15 protein-coding genes are annotated in these 16,840 nt (G+C 55.8%); 8 read left to right on the forward strand and 7 right to left on the reverse strand.

The genetic code is table 11. From position 1 onward, the window contains the following. The first annotated feature begins 231 nt into the window (after positions 1-231). The 3 genes from IFT53_RS20135 to IFT53_RS20145 all read left to right on the forward strand — a co-directional run bounded on the left by IFT53_RS20135 (position 232) and on the right by IFT53_RS20145 (position 4,307). Entirely contained in the window at positions 232-2,688 is a 2,457-nt protein-coding gene (locus IFT53_RS20135) for a beta-mannosidase (protein WP_192066378.1), read from the forward strand. Positions 2,689-2,776: 88 nt separating this feature from the next. Further along, a complete protein-coding gene (gene mgrA, locus IFT53_RS20140; RefSeq protein ID WP_192066377.1) occupies positions 2,777-3,811 on the forward strand; it encodes an L-glyceraldehyde 3-phosphate reductase in 1,035 nt (344 codons plus the stop codon). A gap of 175 nt (positions 3,812-3,986) precedes the next feature. Continuing rightward, positions 3,987-4,307: an RcnB family protein gene (locus IFT53_RS20145; RefSeq protein ID WP_192066375.1), complete on the forward strand. Its 321-nt coding sequence runs from the start codon at positions 3,987-3,989 to the stop codon at positions 4,305-4,307. Positions 4,308-4,423: 116 nt separating this feature from the next. On the opposite strand, the gene IFT53_RS20150 is transcribed toward IFT53_RS20145, so the two are convergent. Together IFT53_RS20150 and znuA are read right to left on the reverse strand one after the other, a co-directional pair. Further along, positions 4,424-5,629, reverse strand: coding sequence for a GTP-binding protein (locus IFT53_RS20150; RefSeq protein ID WP_192066373.1), 1,206 nt, complete (start codon positions 5,627-5,629; stop codon positions 4,424-4,426). Between the two features lie 86 nt (positions 5,630-5,715). Next, complete coding sequence (gene znuA, locus IFT53_RS20155; RefSeq protein WP_192066371.1) at positions 5,716-6,723, reverse strand: zinc ABC transporter substrate-binding protein ZnuA; 1,008 nt, start codon at positions 6,721-6,723, stop codon at positions 5,716-5,718. A 101-nt stretch (positions 6,724-6,824) separates the two neighbouring features. On the opposite strand from znuA, the gene znuC reads away from it, so the two are divergent. The 3 genes from znuC to IFT53_RS20170 are packed head-to-tail and all read left to right on the forward strand — an operon-like array spanning position 6,825 to position 8,915. Further along, a complete protein-coding gene (gene znuC / locus IFT53_RS20160) occupies positions 6,825-7,703 on the forward strand; it encodes a zinc ABC transporter ATP-binding protein ZnuC (protein WP_192066370.1) in 879 nt (292 codons plus the stop codon). After that, positions 7,696-8,514: a zinc ABC transporter permease subunit ZnuB gene (gene znuB, locus IFT53_RS20165; protein WP_192066368.1), complete on the forward strand. Its 819-nt coding sequence runs from the start codon at positions 7,696-7,698 to the stop codon at positions 8,512-8,514. Before znuC ends, znuB begins: the two co-directional genes overlap by 8 nt. Further along, entirely contained in the window at positions 8,511-8,915 is a 405-nt protein-coding gene (locus IFT53_RS20170; RefSeq protein WP_042619534.1) for a Fur family transcriptional regulator, read from the forward strand. The genes znuB and IFT53_RS20170 overlap by 4 nt, the downstream gene beginning before the upstream one ends. On the opposite strand, the gene IFT53_RS20175 is transcribed toward IFT53_RS20170, so the two are convergent. Beyond that, positions 8,912-9,439, reverse strand: coding sequence for a gamma carbonic anhydrase family protein (locus IFT53_RS20175; protein ID WP_192066366.1), 528 nt, complete (start codon positions 9,437-9,439; stop codon positions 8,912-8,914). The two genes, IFT53_RS20170 and IFT53_RS20175, sit on opposite strands and share 4 nt — an antisense overlap. A 15-nt stretch (positions 9,440-9,454) precedes the next feature. Next, a complete protein-coding gene (locus IFT53_RS20180; RefSeq protein ID WP_192066364.1) occupies positions 9,455-10,144 on the reverse strand; it encodes a fumarylacetoacetate hydrolase family protein in 690 nt (229 codons plus the stop codon). A gap of 134 nt (positions 10,145-10,278) precedes the next feature. On the opposite strand from IFT53_RS20180, the gene dusA reads away from it, so the two are divergent. After that, positions 10,279-11,292, forward strand: a complete 1,014-nt coding sequence (dusA, locus tag IFT53_RS20185) for a tRNA dihydrouridine(20/20a) synthase DusA (protein WP_192066362.1) — start codon at positions 10,279-10,281, stop codon at positions 11,290-11,292. Between the two features lie 10 nt (positions 11,293-11,302). On the opposite strand, the gene IFT53_RS20190 is transcribed toward dusA, so the two are convergent. Both IFT53_RS20190 and uvrA read right to left on the reverse strand, forming a co-directional pair. Next, positions 11,303-12,103, reverse strand: a complete 801-nt coding sequence (locus tag IFT53_RS20190) for a DUF72 domain-containing protein (RefSeq protein ID WP_192066360.1) — start codon at positions 12,101-12,103, stop codon at positions 11,303-11,305. A 21-nt stretch (positions 12,104-12,124) separates the two neighbouring features. Continuing rightward, the gene (uvrA, locus tag IFT53_RS20195; protein ID WP_192066358.1) at positions 12,125-15,046 is read right to left on the reverse strand and encodes an excinuclease ABC subunit UvrA; all 2,922 of its coding nucleotides are present in this window, start codon (positions 15,044-15,046) and stop codon (positions 12,125-12,127) included. Positions 15,047-15,337: 291 nt separating this feature from the next. Here uvrA and IFT53_RS20200 point away from each other — a divergent pair, with 291 nt between their 5' ends. Next, on the forward strand, positions 15,338-15,859 hold the full coding sequence (locus IFT53_RS20200) for a single-stranded DNA-binding protein (protein WP_192066356.1): 522 nt from the start codon (positions 15,338-15,340) through the stop codon (positions 15,857-15,859). Between the two features lie 268 nt (positions 15,860-16,127). Here IFT53_RS20200 and IFT53_RS20205 read toward each other — a convergent pair whose 3' ends face one another. Beyond that, positions 16,128-16,757 (reverse strand): MarC family protein, encoded by a 630-nt coding sequence (locus tag IFT53_RS20205; protein WP_042619529.1) that lies wholly within the window; start codon positions 16,755-16,757, stop codon positions 16,128-16,130. Between the last annotated feature and the right edge of the window lie 83 nt (positions 16,758-16,840).

The raw sequence follows: 16,840 nt of genomic DNA on the forward strand, positions 1-16,840 counted from the left end.
TAAGAGGCCCGTTAACGGGGTTTTGGTCATGAGCAGATCAAAAATTTTATAATGCTCTACTTAATGAAACACCCATATCATGTTGTATATAAATGATATTATTAAAACGCCTAGAGGCGAACAAGCGGCCTCGGTGGCAATCTCACTGGCGGGAGCGCCACACCCCGTGACGCCTGCGAAATTTTACGGTAACGTTTCCGCTAATGCACAATGAAAGATAAGGCGAATGGCATGACGTCATCTTACGCAAGCGACGTAGCGGTAGATCTCTCGGGTGAATGGGTGTTGTCCTCGGTCGAGAATGATCATTCAACGACGATAACGATACCGGGTGATGTTCACTCCGCTCTGCGTGACGCGGAAATCATTCCTGATCCCTATTTCGGCCGCAATGAAAATGACGTTCAGTGGGTGGCGCATCGGGACTGGGTGATCGAGCGCAGATTCAACATCGATGATGTCGATGCAGATTGGTATCTGGACGTTGATTATCTCGACACGGTCGCCGTAATTTTCCTGAACGATGTCCCTGTCCTGTCGGCCGATAATTGTTTTCGGCGCTACAGGCCTGACGTATCGAGCGCCTTGTTGAAAGGCGAAAACGTCATTCGCATCCATTTCCATTCCAGCATCAAGGCTGGCGAGGAGCGACAGGCAGCCCAGCCATTTTATGTTCCCTATCACCCCGGCAATTCGCCAATCGCCAATGGCAACATGCTGCGCAAACCGCAGTGCCATTTCGGATGGGATTGGAACATTGCACTGGCACCGCTCGGCCTTTATGGCTCCATCGCACTTCGGCGTATGGACACGGCGCGGATCGAGCATGTCTGCACCGCGCAACATCATGTCGAGGGCGGTGTCGAGCTTCATCTTGAGGTGACTTTGCATGCGGCCCAACCGGCCAGTGTGCCGGTTTATCTGTCTCTCGGTGAGGAGCGGGTCCGTCTGGATTGCGGGCTGAATGCTGGCGAAACCGTCATTCGTCATGTCTTTTTCGTGGAGAAGCCAAAGCTATGGTGGCCCGCAGGCAGCGGAGAACAGGCGCTCTATACTCTGACGGTGGAACTGCCTGACGAGACGACGACACGGCAGATCGGTTTTCGAACCGTTGAATTGCTGACGGATAAGGATGACGCGGGCAGCCGCTTTGCGTTTCGCATCAACGGGCAGGAGATTTTCTGCCGGGGCGCGAACTGGATCCCGGCAGATGCGCTGCATTCGCTCACCAGCCGGGAAAAGACGGAGGATCTGCTGTCGTCTGCGGTGGAAGCCAATATGAACATGATCCGCGTCTGGGGCGGCGGCTTTTACGAAGCGGACTGGTTCTATGGTCTCTGCGACCGGCTTGGGCTTCTGGTCTGGCAGGACTTCATGTTTGCCTGCAATCTTTACCCCTGCACGGATGATTTTCTCGACAATGTGGAGCGTGAAGTCACCTATCAGGTGAAACGCCTGTCATCGCATCCATCCATTGCGCTGTGGTGTGGCGATAACGAACTCGTGGGCGCTCTGAACTGGTTTGAGGAGTCCCGCAACAACCGGGATCGTTATCTGGTTGCCTATGATCGCCTGAACCGGACCATCGAAACGGCATTGAAAAAAGCGGCACCTTCGGCGCTGTGGTGGCCATCAAGCCCGGCCTCCGGCTATCTGGATTATGGCGATGCCTGGCATGCCGATGGTTCCGGCGATATGCACTACTGGTCCGTCTGGCACGAAAACAAGTCTTTCGACAACTACCGTGCGGTCAAACCGCGTTTTTGCTCAGAATTCGGCTTCCAGTCCTACACATCCATGCCGGTCATCCAGACCTATGCGGATGCGAAGGACATGAACATCTCTTCGCCGGTCATAGAGCTTCACCAGAAGAATGCTGGCGGCAATGAGCGGATTGCCGGAACCATGTTCCGTTACTTCCGCTTCCCGAAGGATTTTGCGAATTTCGTCTATATCAGCCAGGTCCAGCAAGCGCTCGCCATCAAGACCGCCGTGGAATATTGGCGCTCGCTGAAGCCTCACTGCATGGGCACGTTGTATTGGCAATTGAACGACACATGGCCGGTGGCCTCATGGTCTAGCCTTGATTATGGCGGCAGCTGGAAGGCTTTGCACTACGCCGCAAGGCGGTTTTTCCAGCCGGTGGCCGTGTCAGCCATTCCCGCCGATGACGGCAAAATCGTGCGGTTTTCCGCCGTCAATGACACCATGGAGGAGGTGGACATTGACATGAACATCTTCGCGCTGGCAACCGATGGCACGCGCACGCCGCTCAAATCCGCCAGTGGTGTTTGCGCGCCGGATGCGGCGATCGTCATGGCCGAGATCGATATGAGCCAAGTTGCCGAAGGCGCGCTGCTTTCCTGGGATTTCATCGCCTCCAACGGCATGACCGGCGAGGGCCACCATGTGGCAGAAACCTACAAGGCGCTCGATCTTCAACCATCCGGCATAACGCACACCGTCACGTCGCGGGATGACGGGCAGTACGAGGTGGAAGTAACGGCCACAGGGCTTGCGCTTTTCGTGGCGATCGAGGCCGATGTTGCCGGGCGGTACTCTGATAATCTGTTCGATCTGACCGCGGGCGAAACGCGGCGCATCGTCTTTTCTCCTCAAGACAAGACGCAGCCGTCACAACCGTCCTTCAAGGTTTTCGATCTGTTTTCGTCGCAATCGCAAGGTTGAAACGAAGGCGGCATCCCACTACGTTCGACGCACCAATCACGCCCTGCGAGTTCTTCGCAGGGCAACAGCATTCTAGGGAGGAATATCCATGGTTTGGCAACCGGCTGAGAACCGCTACGCGTCCATGAAATACAATCATTGTGGCGCATCAGGGCTTAAACTTCCTGCGATTTCGCTCGGCCTCTGGCACAATTTCGGCAATGACTTCTCACACAAGACCAAGCAGGACATTTGCCGCAAGGCTTTCGATCTCGGGATTACCCATTTCGATCTTGCCAACAATTACGGCCCGCCTCCCGGCAGCGCGGAAACAGCATTTGGCGAGATATTGCGGACTGACTTCGCCGGTTACCGCGATGAAATGGTGATTTCATCAAAGGCCGGTTACAACATGTGGCCGGGGCCATATGGTGAATGGGGCAGCCGTAAGTATCTGATTTCTTCCTGCGACCAGAGCTTGAAGCGCATGGGGCTGGATTACGTCGATATCTTCTATTCGCACCGTTTTGATCCTGACACGCCACTTGAGGAAACCTGCGGCGCGCTTGACCATATCGTGCGTTCGGGCAGGGCGCTTTATGTCGGTATCTCGTCCTATAACTCTCAGCGCACGCGGGAAGCCGCGGCTATTCTTAAAGAGCTGGGAACCCCCTGCATCATCCACCAGCCCAGCTATTCGATGATTAACCGCTGGATCGAAGAGGATGGCCTTGTCGATACGCTGGAAGACCTCGGCATCGGCTCCATCGTGTTCTCGCCATTGGCGCAGGGCATGCTGACCACCAAATATCTGGGTGGCGTACCGGATGCGAGCCGCGCAAGTCAGGGCAAGTCTCTAAACCCCGCCTTCCTCAACGAGCGCAATATCGAGAATATTCGCGGTCTGAACGCCATTGCTGAACGGCGTGGCCAGACACTGGCACAGATGGCCATAGCATGGGTTCTGCGCGGCGGTCGCATCACGACGGCATTGATCGGCGCCAGCCGTCCCGAGCAGGTCGAGGACTGCGTCAAGGCACTCGACAAGCCCGACTTTACCACGGAAGAACTGGCTGAGATTGACGTCTTTGCCAAGGATGCCGACATCAATCTGTGGGCAAAATCTGCCGAATTGACGAAGTAAAACGAGGCCGCCCTGATGATAGTTGGGGCGGCCATTTTCATCGTGGCCTCTACAGAAACTTTAAAATCTTGAGCTAAGACCCGGCAAGCATTACCAAATTGTAATTCGCTAATTCAGTTTCCGTTCATCGTCGTGACGATAGTGTTTGCCCATCACTTCACGAAAGGGCACACACATGAAAAAGCTTTTCTCCATTCTGATCGCAGCCACTATTCTTGCCGCTCCGGTCGCGCAGGCGCAGAGCCGCCACGATGATCGCCCTGGCCACCGGGTAGAGCGGACGGTTACCACGAAAAAGGTCATCATCAAGAAGCACCGCTGGGATCGTGGTCAGCGTCTATCTGCGGCGGAACGTCGTCAGATGATTGATCGTCGCGACTACCGCCGTTACAGCCTTAGAGAGCCAGGTCGTGGTCAGCGCTGGGTGCGGGTTAACAACCAGTACCTCCTGATCAACACCAGCAACGGCCTGATCATCAGCCTTTCCGGCAGATAAGCCGACGCTTTCAATGTCTTGCGGCCATGGATCCGTTCCATGGCCACATTCACTGTCAAATACGACCTCGCCTGTAATGGCTTCGCAGCGGAAATTGGATTTGCGCTCGGCTGTTTTCATGATGCCTTTCTGCTCCAGTCTGGAAACGGATCGGAGAGGCGGCGCCAGGCGGCGGGGGTGAACGATACCTCATCCACGAGGCACGCATCCAACTCCTTGCGAAGGCCAGCTTCACTCATCGGATCTGCTCCGATAAAGACGATCTCCTGCCTCCGATCACCCCAGACGGCGTCCATATAGGGCGCGAGCATCCGCTCAAAACCGGGATCATTTGGCCATTGCTTTTTGGGCACGGATGTCCACCAAAGCCCCATCTTTCCTGTCTTGACCAAAGCGCCAGCCTGACTGATTTCACCGACATGATCGGGGCGGGTGGCTATCCAAAAGAAGCCCTTCGCTCTGATGACGCCAGGCCAATCGCGGTTAATGAAGGCGTGAAAGCGGGCTGGGTCGAACGGGCGCTTGGCGCGATAGACGAATGAACGAATGCCATATTCCTCGGTTTCTGGAATATGTCCCTTGAAGCCGTGCAACTCCTTGAACCAGAGCGGGTGCGTCTCAGCCTCGGCAAAATTGAAAAGGCCGGTACCAAGCACGGATCTAGTATCGACCATGCCGTAATCCGCCTCGATGAGCTTTGCATCCGGGTTGAGCCCGATAATGATTTTTCTGGCCGCGTCTAGCTGCGCCTCCGTTGCCGTGGAGACCTTGTTCAGAATGACGACATTGGCGAATTCTATCTGCTCGACAAGCAGGTCAACCAGCGTCCTTTCATCGCCCTCTCCAGCCGTTTCTCCACGATCGGCAAGAAAGTCTGAAGAGCCGTAATCCTTGAGCAGATTGGCGCAATCGACGACTGTGACCATCGTATCCAGTTGCGCGACATCGGAGAGGCTCTCTCCGTTCTTATCGCGAAAATCGAAGGTGGCAGCCACGGGCAGGGGTTCTGCAATGCCTGTGGATTCGATGAGAAGGTAATCGAACCTGTCCTGCTGCGCCAATTGTCTTACCTCACTCAGCAAGTCATCCCGCAGAGTGCAACAGATGCAGCCATTGGTCATTTCAACAAGCTGTTCCTGGGTTCGCGAGAGATTGGCACCGCCATCTCTGATCAATGCGGCATCAATGTTCACTTCGCTCATATCATTTACGATAACCGCAACCCGAAGGCCGTCGCGGTTGCTGAGAATATGATTGAGGACTGTGGTTTTTCCTGCTCCAAGAAATCCCGACAAAACCGTTACAGGAAGCTTGCGCGTCATGAAGTTCTCCGAATTGTAATAGTATTACATTGATAGGCAAAAAAAGAGGCAGGCGGTCTGAGCCACCCACCTCCCAGACGGATGAGTTAAGACAGGCAGTTCTTCAGCGAAGTCGCGATGCCGCGCATCAATTTGAAATAGAGATCAGGACCTGCTTCCAGCGTCGCTGCTTCAGGGTCCAGCGTTGCGGATTTCGCGTTGGTGCCTTCGATGACGACATTCACCAGCTTTGGCTCGAACTGCGGCTCGGCAAAAACGCAGGTTGCGTTCAACTCTTTCACCTTGGCGTGAATCTGCTTAATGCGCTCCGCACCTGGAATGCTTTCCGGGCTGACAGTGATGGAGCCGACGGTTTTGACGCCATAGCGGCTTTCGAAATACTGGTACGCATCGTGAAACACGATGAATGGCTTATCCTTGACCGGCGCAACCGTGGCCACGATCTCTTTGTCGAGCGCATCGAGATCCTCGATCAGCTTCTTTGTGTTCTGCTGATAGGCCTGCGCGTTCTGGGGATCAGCCGTGATCAGTGTCTTTTCGATCTCGAAAGCCATGGCCTTTGCGTTGGCGGGATCAAGCCAAAGGTGCATATCGAATTCACCTTCGTCATGATCATGACCCTCATGTTCGTGTTTGTCCTCATGCTCATGCTCGTGGCTGGCATGGTCCTCATGGCTGCCATGGTCGTGAGCGGCATGGTCATGGCCCTCGTGCTCGCCATGGTCATGACCTTCGAACGGGCCGCCTTCGCGGAACGGAAGTTTCTCCAGGCCCTTCGCATCATCCAGCTCTACAATAGTTGCCTTGCTGCCAAGCGACTGGAGCGGCTTTTCAAGGAATTTCTCAAGCCCGTCACCGACCCAGAACACCACATCGGCACCTTCGATGGCGCGCGCGTTGGATGGTTTAAGATTGTAGGTGTGCGGAGATGCACCGCCATCGACAATCAGCGCCGGTTCGCCAACGCCAGCCATGACGGCAGCAACGAGAGAGTGGATCGGCTTGATGGAAACCACCACATTCGGCGCGGCCATGGCGTTCGAAGACGTGATCATGGCGACGGAAGCGAAAAGAAGGGTGGCGAAGGACTTCATGCGGATACTCCAGTTGTATATAATTGTAATGTTATTACATATGTTGCGTAACGCTATAACGTATGCAATAGCCATAGGCAACACCGACAATCGGAAAACACATGCTTCATTCTCCGCTCACAGATGACGGAAAACTTGTCTCTCTTTCCAATGCCGGCATTCAGCGCAGCGGTCGCTGGCTGGTTCGGGGCGTGGACTTTTCCGTCCGTCGAGGCGAGATCGTCACGCTCATCGGCCCGAACGGATCAGGCAAGTCCACCACGGCTAAAATGGCGACAGGCGTGCTGAAACCGGATGAGGGGCAGGTCTCGCGGATTGCAGGCTTGAGGGTTGGCTACGTTCCACAGAAGCTTTCCGTCGATTGGACAATGCCATTAACCGTGCGCCGGCTGATGACGCTCACCGGTCAGTTGCCAGCCGGCGAGATTGACGCGGCTCTGGCCTCCACAGGTGTCGCGCATCTTGCAAAGGCAGAGGTGCAGCATTTGTCCGGCGGGGAATTTCAGCGTGCCTTGCTTGCCCGCGCCATTGCCCGCAAGCCTGATTTGCTGGTTCTGGACGAGCCCGTGCAGGGCGTGGATTTTTCAGGCGAAATCGCACTTTACGATCTGATCAAGACTATTCGAAACTCAACTGGTTGCGGCATTTTGCTGATTTCGCACGATCTGCATCTGGTCATGGCGGAAACGGACTCGGTCATTTGCCTCAATGGACATGTCTGCTGCCGTGGCACGCCCAAGGCCGTTAGCCAAAGCCCGGAATATATGCGCCTGTTCGGCGGTGCAGCAGGGCGCGGGCTTGCGGTTTACAGCCACGATCACGACCACACGCATTTGCCAGATGGGCGCGTACAGCACGCCGATGGGTCAGTCACAGACCACTGCCACCCGGATGATGGCCACCACCATGACCATGACCATGATCACGATCATGACCACGGTCACTCGCATCACCATGCGGAGGGCGCCAAGCATGTTTGACGATTTCTTCGTAAGAGCCATGGTGGCCGGTGTGGGTGTTGCCTTGATGGCGGGGCCTTTGGGATGCTTCGTCGTCTGGCGCCGCATGGCCTATTTCGGGGATACGATGGCGCATTCCGCGCTTCTTGGTGTGGCGCTCTCGCTGCTATTTCAACTCAATCTCATTCTCAGCGTCTTTATCGTTGCCTCGCTCGTCTCGCTGGTGCTGCTGTTCCTGCAACGGCGTCAGGCTTTGTCCTCCGATGCGCTGCTCGGAATTCTCTCGCATTCCGCGCTTGCCTTCGGTCTCGTCATCGTTGCTTTTATGACCTGGGTTCGCATCGATCTCGTGGCCTTCCTGTTCGGGGATATTCTGGCCGTCTCTCCGTCCGATATCTATCTGATCTGGGGTGGCGGCGTGGTGGTGCTGTTCGCAATCGCCTATCTGTGGAAGCCTTTGCTGGCCTCCACCGTCAATGCAGAGTTGGCGGAAGCGGAGGGCATGCGGCCGGAACGTTCCAAGCTGCTCTTCATGCTGCTGATGGCGCTCGTCATCGCCATTGCCATGAAAATCGTCGGCATCATGCTGATCACGTCGCTGTTGATCATACCGGCGGCCACCGCACGGCGGTTTTCGTCAACGCCTGAGTTGATGGCTGTGCTCGCATCGCTTCTCGGCGCTGTCGCGGTCGTTGGCGGGCTCATGGGCTCGCTGCAATATGATACTCCGTCTGGCCCCTCTATTGTCGTTGCCGCCGTTATGCTTTTCATCTTGAGTCTTCTGCCCACGCCAAAACTGTTGCGCAAGGCAGAACAAGGAGGCCGTTCATGACCACTCAAAACCTCACGCGAAACCAGTCTCTGGTCTATGACGCTCTCTCGCGTTCGCAAGCGCCACTCAGCGCTTATGTGATCCTCGACAAGCTGCGGGATGCCGGCTTCCGAGCGCCTCTTCAGGTCTATCGCGCACTCGAAAAACTGATCGAATTCGGTTTGGTGCACCGGCTGGAGAGCCTGAATGCATTCGTCGCATGTTCCCACACGAAAACAGATTGCTGCACGCACCATCATGGCAGCGTTGCCTTCGCCATCTGCAACGCCTGTGGGCAGGTGACCGAATTTCACGACCACGAAATGGACCACCGTCTCGGTGACTGGGCCAAAAACAAGAAGTTCAAGGCGGAAAAGACGACGATTGAAATTCGTGGCCTTTGTGAAGCCTGCGCCGCTTAAAGCGGTCTCAAATCCCTGGCAAAACTCTGCCAGTTTTTGACATAGTTTTCGGCTGATGTTTTCAGGGCGGCAATGGCCTTGTCATCAAGGGTGCGGATGGCCCGTGCCGGAGAGCCGATGATTAGTGAGTTGTCGGGAAACTCCTTTCCTTCCGTAATCAGTGCATTGGCGCCAACAAGGCAATTTTTGCCAATTTTGGCGCCGTTCAGCACTGTAGCGCCCATGCCGACCAACGACCCGTCTCCAATCGTGCAGCCGTGGATAATGGCGTGGTGGCCGATTGTGCAATCTTCACCGATCGTGGCCGGAAAGCCCACATCGGCGTGGACCATGGTGCCTTCCTGAATATTGCTGCCACGGCCAACGGTAATCGGCTCATTATCGCCGCGAAGCGTTGCGCCGAACCACACGCCGACATCTTCCCCCAGCGTGACGGACCCGATAACATTGGCATCGGGCGCGACCCAGTAACGGTCCGGGGCAGGGAGTTGCGGTATGCGTTCGCCAAGGCGGTATATCGGCATATTCAAATCCTCTGATCAGATGACTTTGACGGATAATGTTCCGACGCCGTCCACACCGCAGGTGATGTGATCGCCACGGACAATAGCGCCGACACCCGCCGGAGTGCCTGTCATGATGACATCGCCAGCCGCAAGAGTGAAATACTTCGAGAGCTCTGCGATGATTTCAGCCGTTTTCCAGATCATCTGATCAAGGTCGCCGGTCTGTTTTCGCTCGCCGTTGACCTCCAGCCAGACATCGCCTTTTGCCGGATGGCCGATTTTGGATGCCGGGACCAAGGGGGAAATCGGCGCGGAATGTTCGAAGGCCTTTGCGCCTTCCCAGGAACGGCCCATTTTCTTAAGCCCATCCTGAACATCGCGGCGGGTCATATCGATACCCACGCCATAGCCCCAGACATGGTCGAGGGCGGTTTCTGCTGGGATATCAGATCCACCGCTTTTCAGGGCGACAACGCACTCAACCTCGTAGTGAACATTGGATGAGAGAGCAGGATAGGGAAAGTCCTGCCCGGCGGGCAGCAGGTTGTCGGCATTTTTCTGGAAGAAAAAAGGCGGCTCGCGAGAGGGATCGTGCCCCATTTCAATGGCGTGATCCGCGTAATTGCGCCCGACACAATAAACGCGGCGCACCGGAAATGTCTCATCCGTGCCTTCAACGGGCAGAAGAACGGAAGGTGGAACGGGAATGACGGTCGCGGACATGGGCTCGGCTCCTAATTTCTGGAGATGGTTGTCCCGCGATTCTGCGTCGATTTCCAGCCATAAATCCGTTTCTTTCAAAACTGGCATTATCGACAACATTGCGGTAGAAGCCCCCAAAAGAGGTTCCACGCCCCATGTATCAAAAAGCTCTCGAAACCGGTGGCAAGCTGTTTGCTGTTGCCCCGATGATCGATTGGACGGACACGCGCTGTCGTTTTCTCCATCGGCAACTGTCCAGCCATGCGCTGCTTTATACCGAGATGATTGTGGCTGACGCGATCATCCACGGTCAGCGCGATAAATTGCTGGGCTACCACCCCGAGGAACACCCGGTCGCACTGCAACTGGGGGGATCTGATCCGATCAAGCTTTCCGAAGCGGTGAAGATTGCGAGCGATTATGGCTATGACGAACTCAATCTCAATGTTGGCTGCCCCTCGGACCGTGTGCAGTCCGGCACATTCGGCGCATGTCTGATGCGCGAGCCTGAAGTGGTTGCGCGTTGTGTATCGGCGATGAAAGCTGTGGCAACGGTGCCTGTCACCGTCAAATGCCGCATCGGGGTGGATGATCAGGAAGCCGAAACCGTATTGCCGGACTTCATCGCCCGCGTCGTCGCTGCTGGGGCGGATGCTGTCTGGATCCACGCCCGCAAGGCTTGGCTGCAAGGTCTTTCGCCTAAGGAAAACCGCGATGTGCCGCCACTGGACTATCCGCTCGTTTACCGCATGAAGCAGGCGAACCCTGAAATTTTCATCGGTATCAATGGCGGCATTACCGATCTCGATCAAGCCGACGAGCATTTGAAGCATGTCGACGGCGTGATGCTGGGTCGCGCTGCCTACCACAACACATCCATTCTGGCAGACGTTGACCACCGCATCTATGGCGAGCCGGAGCGTGCAACGGACTGGTCGGAATTGCGCGACAAGATGATGGCCTATGCCGATGACTACGTGGCGAAGGGTGGGCGTGTGAACCATGTTACGCGCCACATGGTCGGTCTCTTTCAAGGCATGCCAGGTGCGCGCCGCTTCCGGCAGATCCTGTCCAGCGATGCGACCCGCCCGGGTGCCGGATCGGAAGTGATTGCGAACGCTTTTGCCGCGATCAATTTCGATGCTGGCTCATTGGATGCCGCCGTTTAAACGCCGAGCGCTAGACCAGAGTTTGTAAAAGCTGCGCGCCTTCGGGGGCGTTGACCTTGCCGCCTGAAATGAAGAAGGCAAACACATCGCGAGGCTTTTTCTCAGGCTTCAAATCGGCCGCGATCATTGGAAGATCATCGGGGATTCCACCCTCTGCATAAGTATGAAGACGCTTAGCCCAGGCTTTGACGTCCTTTTCAGGATAGCAGGTCTCGATATCGTCTTCGCCTTTCTGCAGTCGGCAATAGACGAAATCCGCCGTAACATCTGGCAGCATCGGATAGTCGTGGTGATCGGCGCAGACCACGGCCACCTTATGCTTGTTCAGCAACTCGATAAATTCCGGCACCTGAAAACTCGGATGACGGACCTCAACGACGTGCTGAAGCGTCAATCCATCCTGTTTTTCAGGGAGGAGCGCGAGGTACGCCGCGAAGTCATCGGGCTCGAATTTTTTCGTAGGCGCAAATTGCCACAGGATTGGGCCGAGGTGATCGCCAAGCTCGGTCAAACCCTGTGTCAGGAACTTCGTCATGGAGTCACCGGCTTCGGCAAGCACCTTTCGGTTGGTGACGTAGCGACTGGCCTTCAGCGAAAATATGAAACCTTCAGGCACTTCGGATGCCCATTTGGCGAAGGTTTCAGGCTTCTGACTGCCATAATAGGTACCGTTGACTTCGATGGCGGTTAGATGACGGCTGGCATGTTCCAGGTGTCGCCTTTTGACCAGCTTATCGGGATAGAACTTGCCCTCCCAAGGCTCAAAGGTCCAGCCGCCAATGCCAGTACGGATCGTCCCTGTCTTGCTCATTCTATGCCCTCGGTAGCCTGATCACTCGGCCGCTTGTATTTTCTTCTCTGGACGGCGTTCCAGCAGTTCTTTTAGGAAGTGCCCCGTATAGGAGCGCTTTTCCTTGACGATCTGCTCCGGCGTTCCTGCCGCAACGACCTCACCACCGCCAGTGCCGCCTTCCGGGCCGATATCGATGACCCAGTCCGCCGTCTTGATGACTTCCAGATTGTGCTCGATCACGACGACGGAGTTGCCCTGATTGACCAGTTCATGCAGCATTTCCAGAAGCTTTTTCACGTCGTGGAAATGCAGACCCGTCGTTGGCTCGTCGAGAATATAAAGTGTGCGACCGGTGGATCGTTTCGACAGTTCCTTTGCAAGCTTCACACGCTGGGCCTCGCCGCCTGAAAGCGTGTTCGCCTGCTGGCCGACTTTGATATAGCCAAGGCCGACCTCAAAGAGCGATTGCAACTTGTCCCGTACAGCAGGCACTGCTGCGAAGAACTCGACGCCCTCTTCGACCGTCATATCCAGCACGTCTGCGATGGACTTGCCCTTGAAGGTCACATCGAGTGTTTCGCGGTTGTAGCGCTTTCCGTGACATACATCGCAGGTGACATAGACATCCGGCAGGAAGTGCATCTCGATCTTGATGACGCCATCACCCTGGCATGCTTCGCAGCGACCGCCCTTGACGTTGAAGGAAAAGCGACCGGGCGCATAACCGCGGGCCTTCGCTTCTGGCAGGCCTGAGAACCAGTCCCGGATCGGCGTAAAGGCACCGGTGTAGGTGGCCGGGTTGGAGCGCGGCGTCCGACCGATGGGCGACTGGTCGATATCGATGACCTTGTCGATGAACTCGAACCCATCGATCCGGTCATGGTCCGCCGGTATTTCGCGCGCGCCCATAACCCGACGGGCAGCGGCCTTATAGAGCGTTTCAATCAGGAACGTCGATTTGCCGCCACCGGAAACACCTGTCACCGCTGTGAAGACACCGAGGGGAACCGACGCAGTGACGTTCTTCAGGTTGTTGCCACGTGCACCCACGACCTTGATCTCCTTGCCCTTTTTGGGTTTGCGACGTTCCGCAGGAACTGCCACACCCAACTCGCCGGAGAGGTATTTGCCGGTCAGTGACTTCGGATTGTCCATCACCTGCTGCGGCGTTCCCTCGGCGATCACTTCACCGCCATGAATGCCTGCTGCGGGGCCGATATCAACCACATAGTCTGCGGTCATGATCGCGTCTTCGTCATGCTCCACGACAATGACGGTGTTGCCGATATCACGAAGGTGCTTCAGCGTTTCGAGGAGGCGAGCATTGTCGCGCTGGTGCAAGCCAATCGATGGCTCGTCGAGCACATAGAGAACGCCCGTCAAACCCGAACCGATCTGCGAAGCAAGCCGAATACGCTGGCTTTCACCACCGGATAGCGTGCCGGAATTTCGCGACAGGCTGAGATAATCCAGACCCACATCATTGAGGAAGCGCAAACGTTCGCGGATTTCCTTGAGGATGCGGACGGCGATCTCGTTCTGCTTGGCGTTAAGAGATTCGGGCAAAACCTCAAACCAGTCGCGCGCCAGCTTGATCGACATCTGCGTAACCTGGCCGATGTGCATCTTGTTGATCTTCACGGCCAATGCCTCGGGCTTGAGGCGGTAACCTGCGCAGGCAGGGCAGGGAGCCGCCGACATATAGCGCTCGATCTCCTCACGGGCCCAGGCGCTGTCCGTTTCCTTCCAGCGACGCTCGAGATTGGGCACGATGCCTTCGAAATTCTTCACGGTCTTGTAGGAGCGGGCACCGTCCTGATACTCGAATTCAATCTTGTCGTCAGTGCCCTGCAAAATGGCCTTCTTGGCAGCATCGGTAAGCTGGTTCCAACGGCTGGAAAGCTTGAAACCAAAGGCTTTTCCAAGCGCTTCCAGCGTCTGATTATAATAGGGCGACGATGATTTTGCCCAAGGTGCGACAGCGCCATCCTTCAGAGTGCGCTCGGGTTCGGGCACGATCAGCGCAACGTCGACTTTCTGTTGTGAACCCAAACCATCGCAAGTGGGGCAAGCACCGAAGGGATTGTTGAACGAGAAGAGGCGCGGTTCGATTTCCGGTATCGTGAAACCTGATACAGGGCAGGCGAATTTTTCCGAAAACAGCACACGCTCATGGGTTTCATTGAGCGACTTGTTGGCCGATCCGCCAGCCGAGGTTTCCTCAGGGGGAAGGGGCTTGTCGGCGAATTCAGCGACAGCCAATCCATCGGCGAGTTTCAGGCAGGTCTCGATGCTGTCTGCAAGACGCGATGCCATATCGGGGCGAACCACGGCACGGTCCACCACCACGTCGATATCGTGCTTGTATTTCTTATCAAGGGGAGGGACGTCAGCAATCTCGTAGAACTGACCATCGACCTTTACGCGCTGAAAACCCTTTTTCATCAGGTCGGCCAGCTCTTTCTTGTACTCGCCCTTACGTCCCCGAATGATGGGTGCGAGGATATAGAGACGCGTTCCTTCCTCGAAAGCGAGGACGCGGTCAACCATCTGGCTGACTGTCTGGCTTTCAATAGGCAGGCCGGTCGCGGGAGAATAGGGAACGCCAACACGCGCGAACAGAAGGCGCATATAGTCGTAGATCTCAGTGACGGTGCCGACAGTCGAACGCGGGTTGCGCGAGGTCGTCTTCTGCTCAATGGAAATGGCCGGGGAAAGCCCCTCGATCTGATCCACATCCGGCTTCTGCATCATTTCCAGAAACTGCCGCGCATAGGCAGACAGGCTTTCGACATAACGACGCTGCCCTTCGGCATAAATCGTATCGAAAGCAAGCGAGGACTTTCCGGAGCCCGAAAGGCCGGTCATGACGATCAGCTTGTTGCGCGGCAAATCTAGGTCTATGCCCTTGAGATTATGCTCGCGGGCACCACGGATCGAAATCGTCTTTAATTCACTCATGAGAAGGCTCGGAATACTCGTTGGGAGGCGTCGGTTCTTATGTAATGATGGCAGACGGCGTGTCGAGGTATGTTAAGCTTTTCAGATACGCTTTTCCGTCCACTTGACTCAGATGATCTGCCTTAATAGAACAAAATAAGAACGATTGGCAAGGGTTTCACAGGTGAGAGAACATTCCTTGTGGATTGTTGTTCCATCCAATGCCCATGGCACCAAACGATGGTCTATGGTGCGTTTAAATTTTGAACAGGATAAATGCTGGCCATGAGGGTTGGCAGACAGGATGAGAAGATGGCTGGCAGCGTAAACAAGGTAATTTTGCTCGGGAACGTCGGTGCTGATCCTGAAATTCGCCGCACGCAGGATGGTCGCCCTATCGCAAATTTGCGAATTGCGACGTCCGAAAGCTGGCGCGATCGGAACTCCGGTGAGCGCAAAGAAAAGACCGAATGGCACACTGTCGTTGTGTTCAACGAAGGTCTTTGCAAGGTCATCGAGCAGTATGTGAAAAAGGGCGCCAAGCTCTATATCGAAGGTGCGCTTCAAACCCGCAAATGGCAGGACCAGACCGGTAACGACCGCTACTCGACTGAAATCGTGCTGCAGGGCTTCAACTCGACATTGACGATGCTTGACGGTCGTGGTGAAGGCGGCGGTGGCGGAAGCCGTGGCGGAGATGACTTCGGCGGCGGCGGAAACTACGGCGGTGGCAACGATATGCCGTCATCCTCGTCCTCTCGCGGCGGTTCGTCTCGTGGTGGCCAGCCAGCTGGCAACTTCAGCAACGACATGGACGACGATATTCCGTTCTGATTTCTGAGCGAACGGTAGAGTTTAAAAAAGACGACGACGCACCAAGTATGGTCCGTCGTCGTTTTGCGTTATAGCTATTTTCAGAGCTTCATTGATTGCAGCAGAGGCCAGAAATCAAGGATCTCTCTATTACTCTGGTGTCTGTCAGGCCTGCGATACCGCCTTTAACGCCTATGGCTCCTCGTCGCCCTTCCGACTAATTGCGCGCAGCGCCTTGTTAGCAGAAAGCATCTGCGCAAGATCGATGTTGCCCTGCTTGCAGGTCTTATTAGGACGCTATCACGGATTTCACGCCGTCCACGACGAACTGAACCGAGAGGGCAGCAAGAAGCACGCCGAGCAGGCGGGTGAGGATGGCGCGCCCCGTGTTGCCCAAGAAGCGATCCAGACGGTCAGCAGCCAGTAGCGCCAGGAACACCAGCAGCATGCTGAAGGCCAGAAGCAGAATGAAGATGATCTTGTCGAAGGTCGTCTGCATGGAGCCGGATATCAACACAGTGGCAGAGATCGCGCCGGGACCGGCGATGAGGGGTATAGCGAGCGGGAACACGGCGATGTTCTGGATGTGGTCCAGCGTGATCGCCATTTCCGACGTCTTTTCCTTACGCTCCTGACGCTTCTCGAAGATCATTTCAAACGAGATCCAGAACAGCAGCAAGCCGCCAGAGATGCGGAAGGCGCCGAGTGAAATGCCCAGAAGCTCTAGAATGGATGCTCCGAACAGCGCAAATGCGGCAAGGATGGCAAAGGCGATGATCGAGCCTCTGAGAGCCACCTGGCCGCGTTGCGCCCGTGTCATGCCAACTGTGAGGGCAAGAAACACCGGAGCGAGCCCCGGAGGATCCAGCGTGACGAGCATTGTCGTCAACGCATTGATGAGAAGTTCGGTGCTTGCCATGATATCCCCGTCTGGCGCCCTTGAATTGCGGGATTGTGGCCCGTTTCAGGATCGATGTGTCGCAATGGTAGGTAAGTCTTGGC

It is taken from the genome of Rhizobium sp. CFBP 13644 (assembly GCF_014842165.1).
Classification (GTDB): Bacteria; Pseudomonadota; Alphaproteobacteria; order Rhizobiales; family Rhizobiaceae; genus Agrobacterium; species Agrobacterium tumefaciens_C.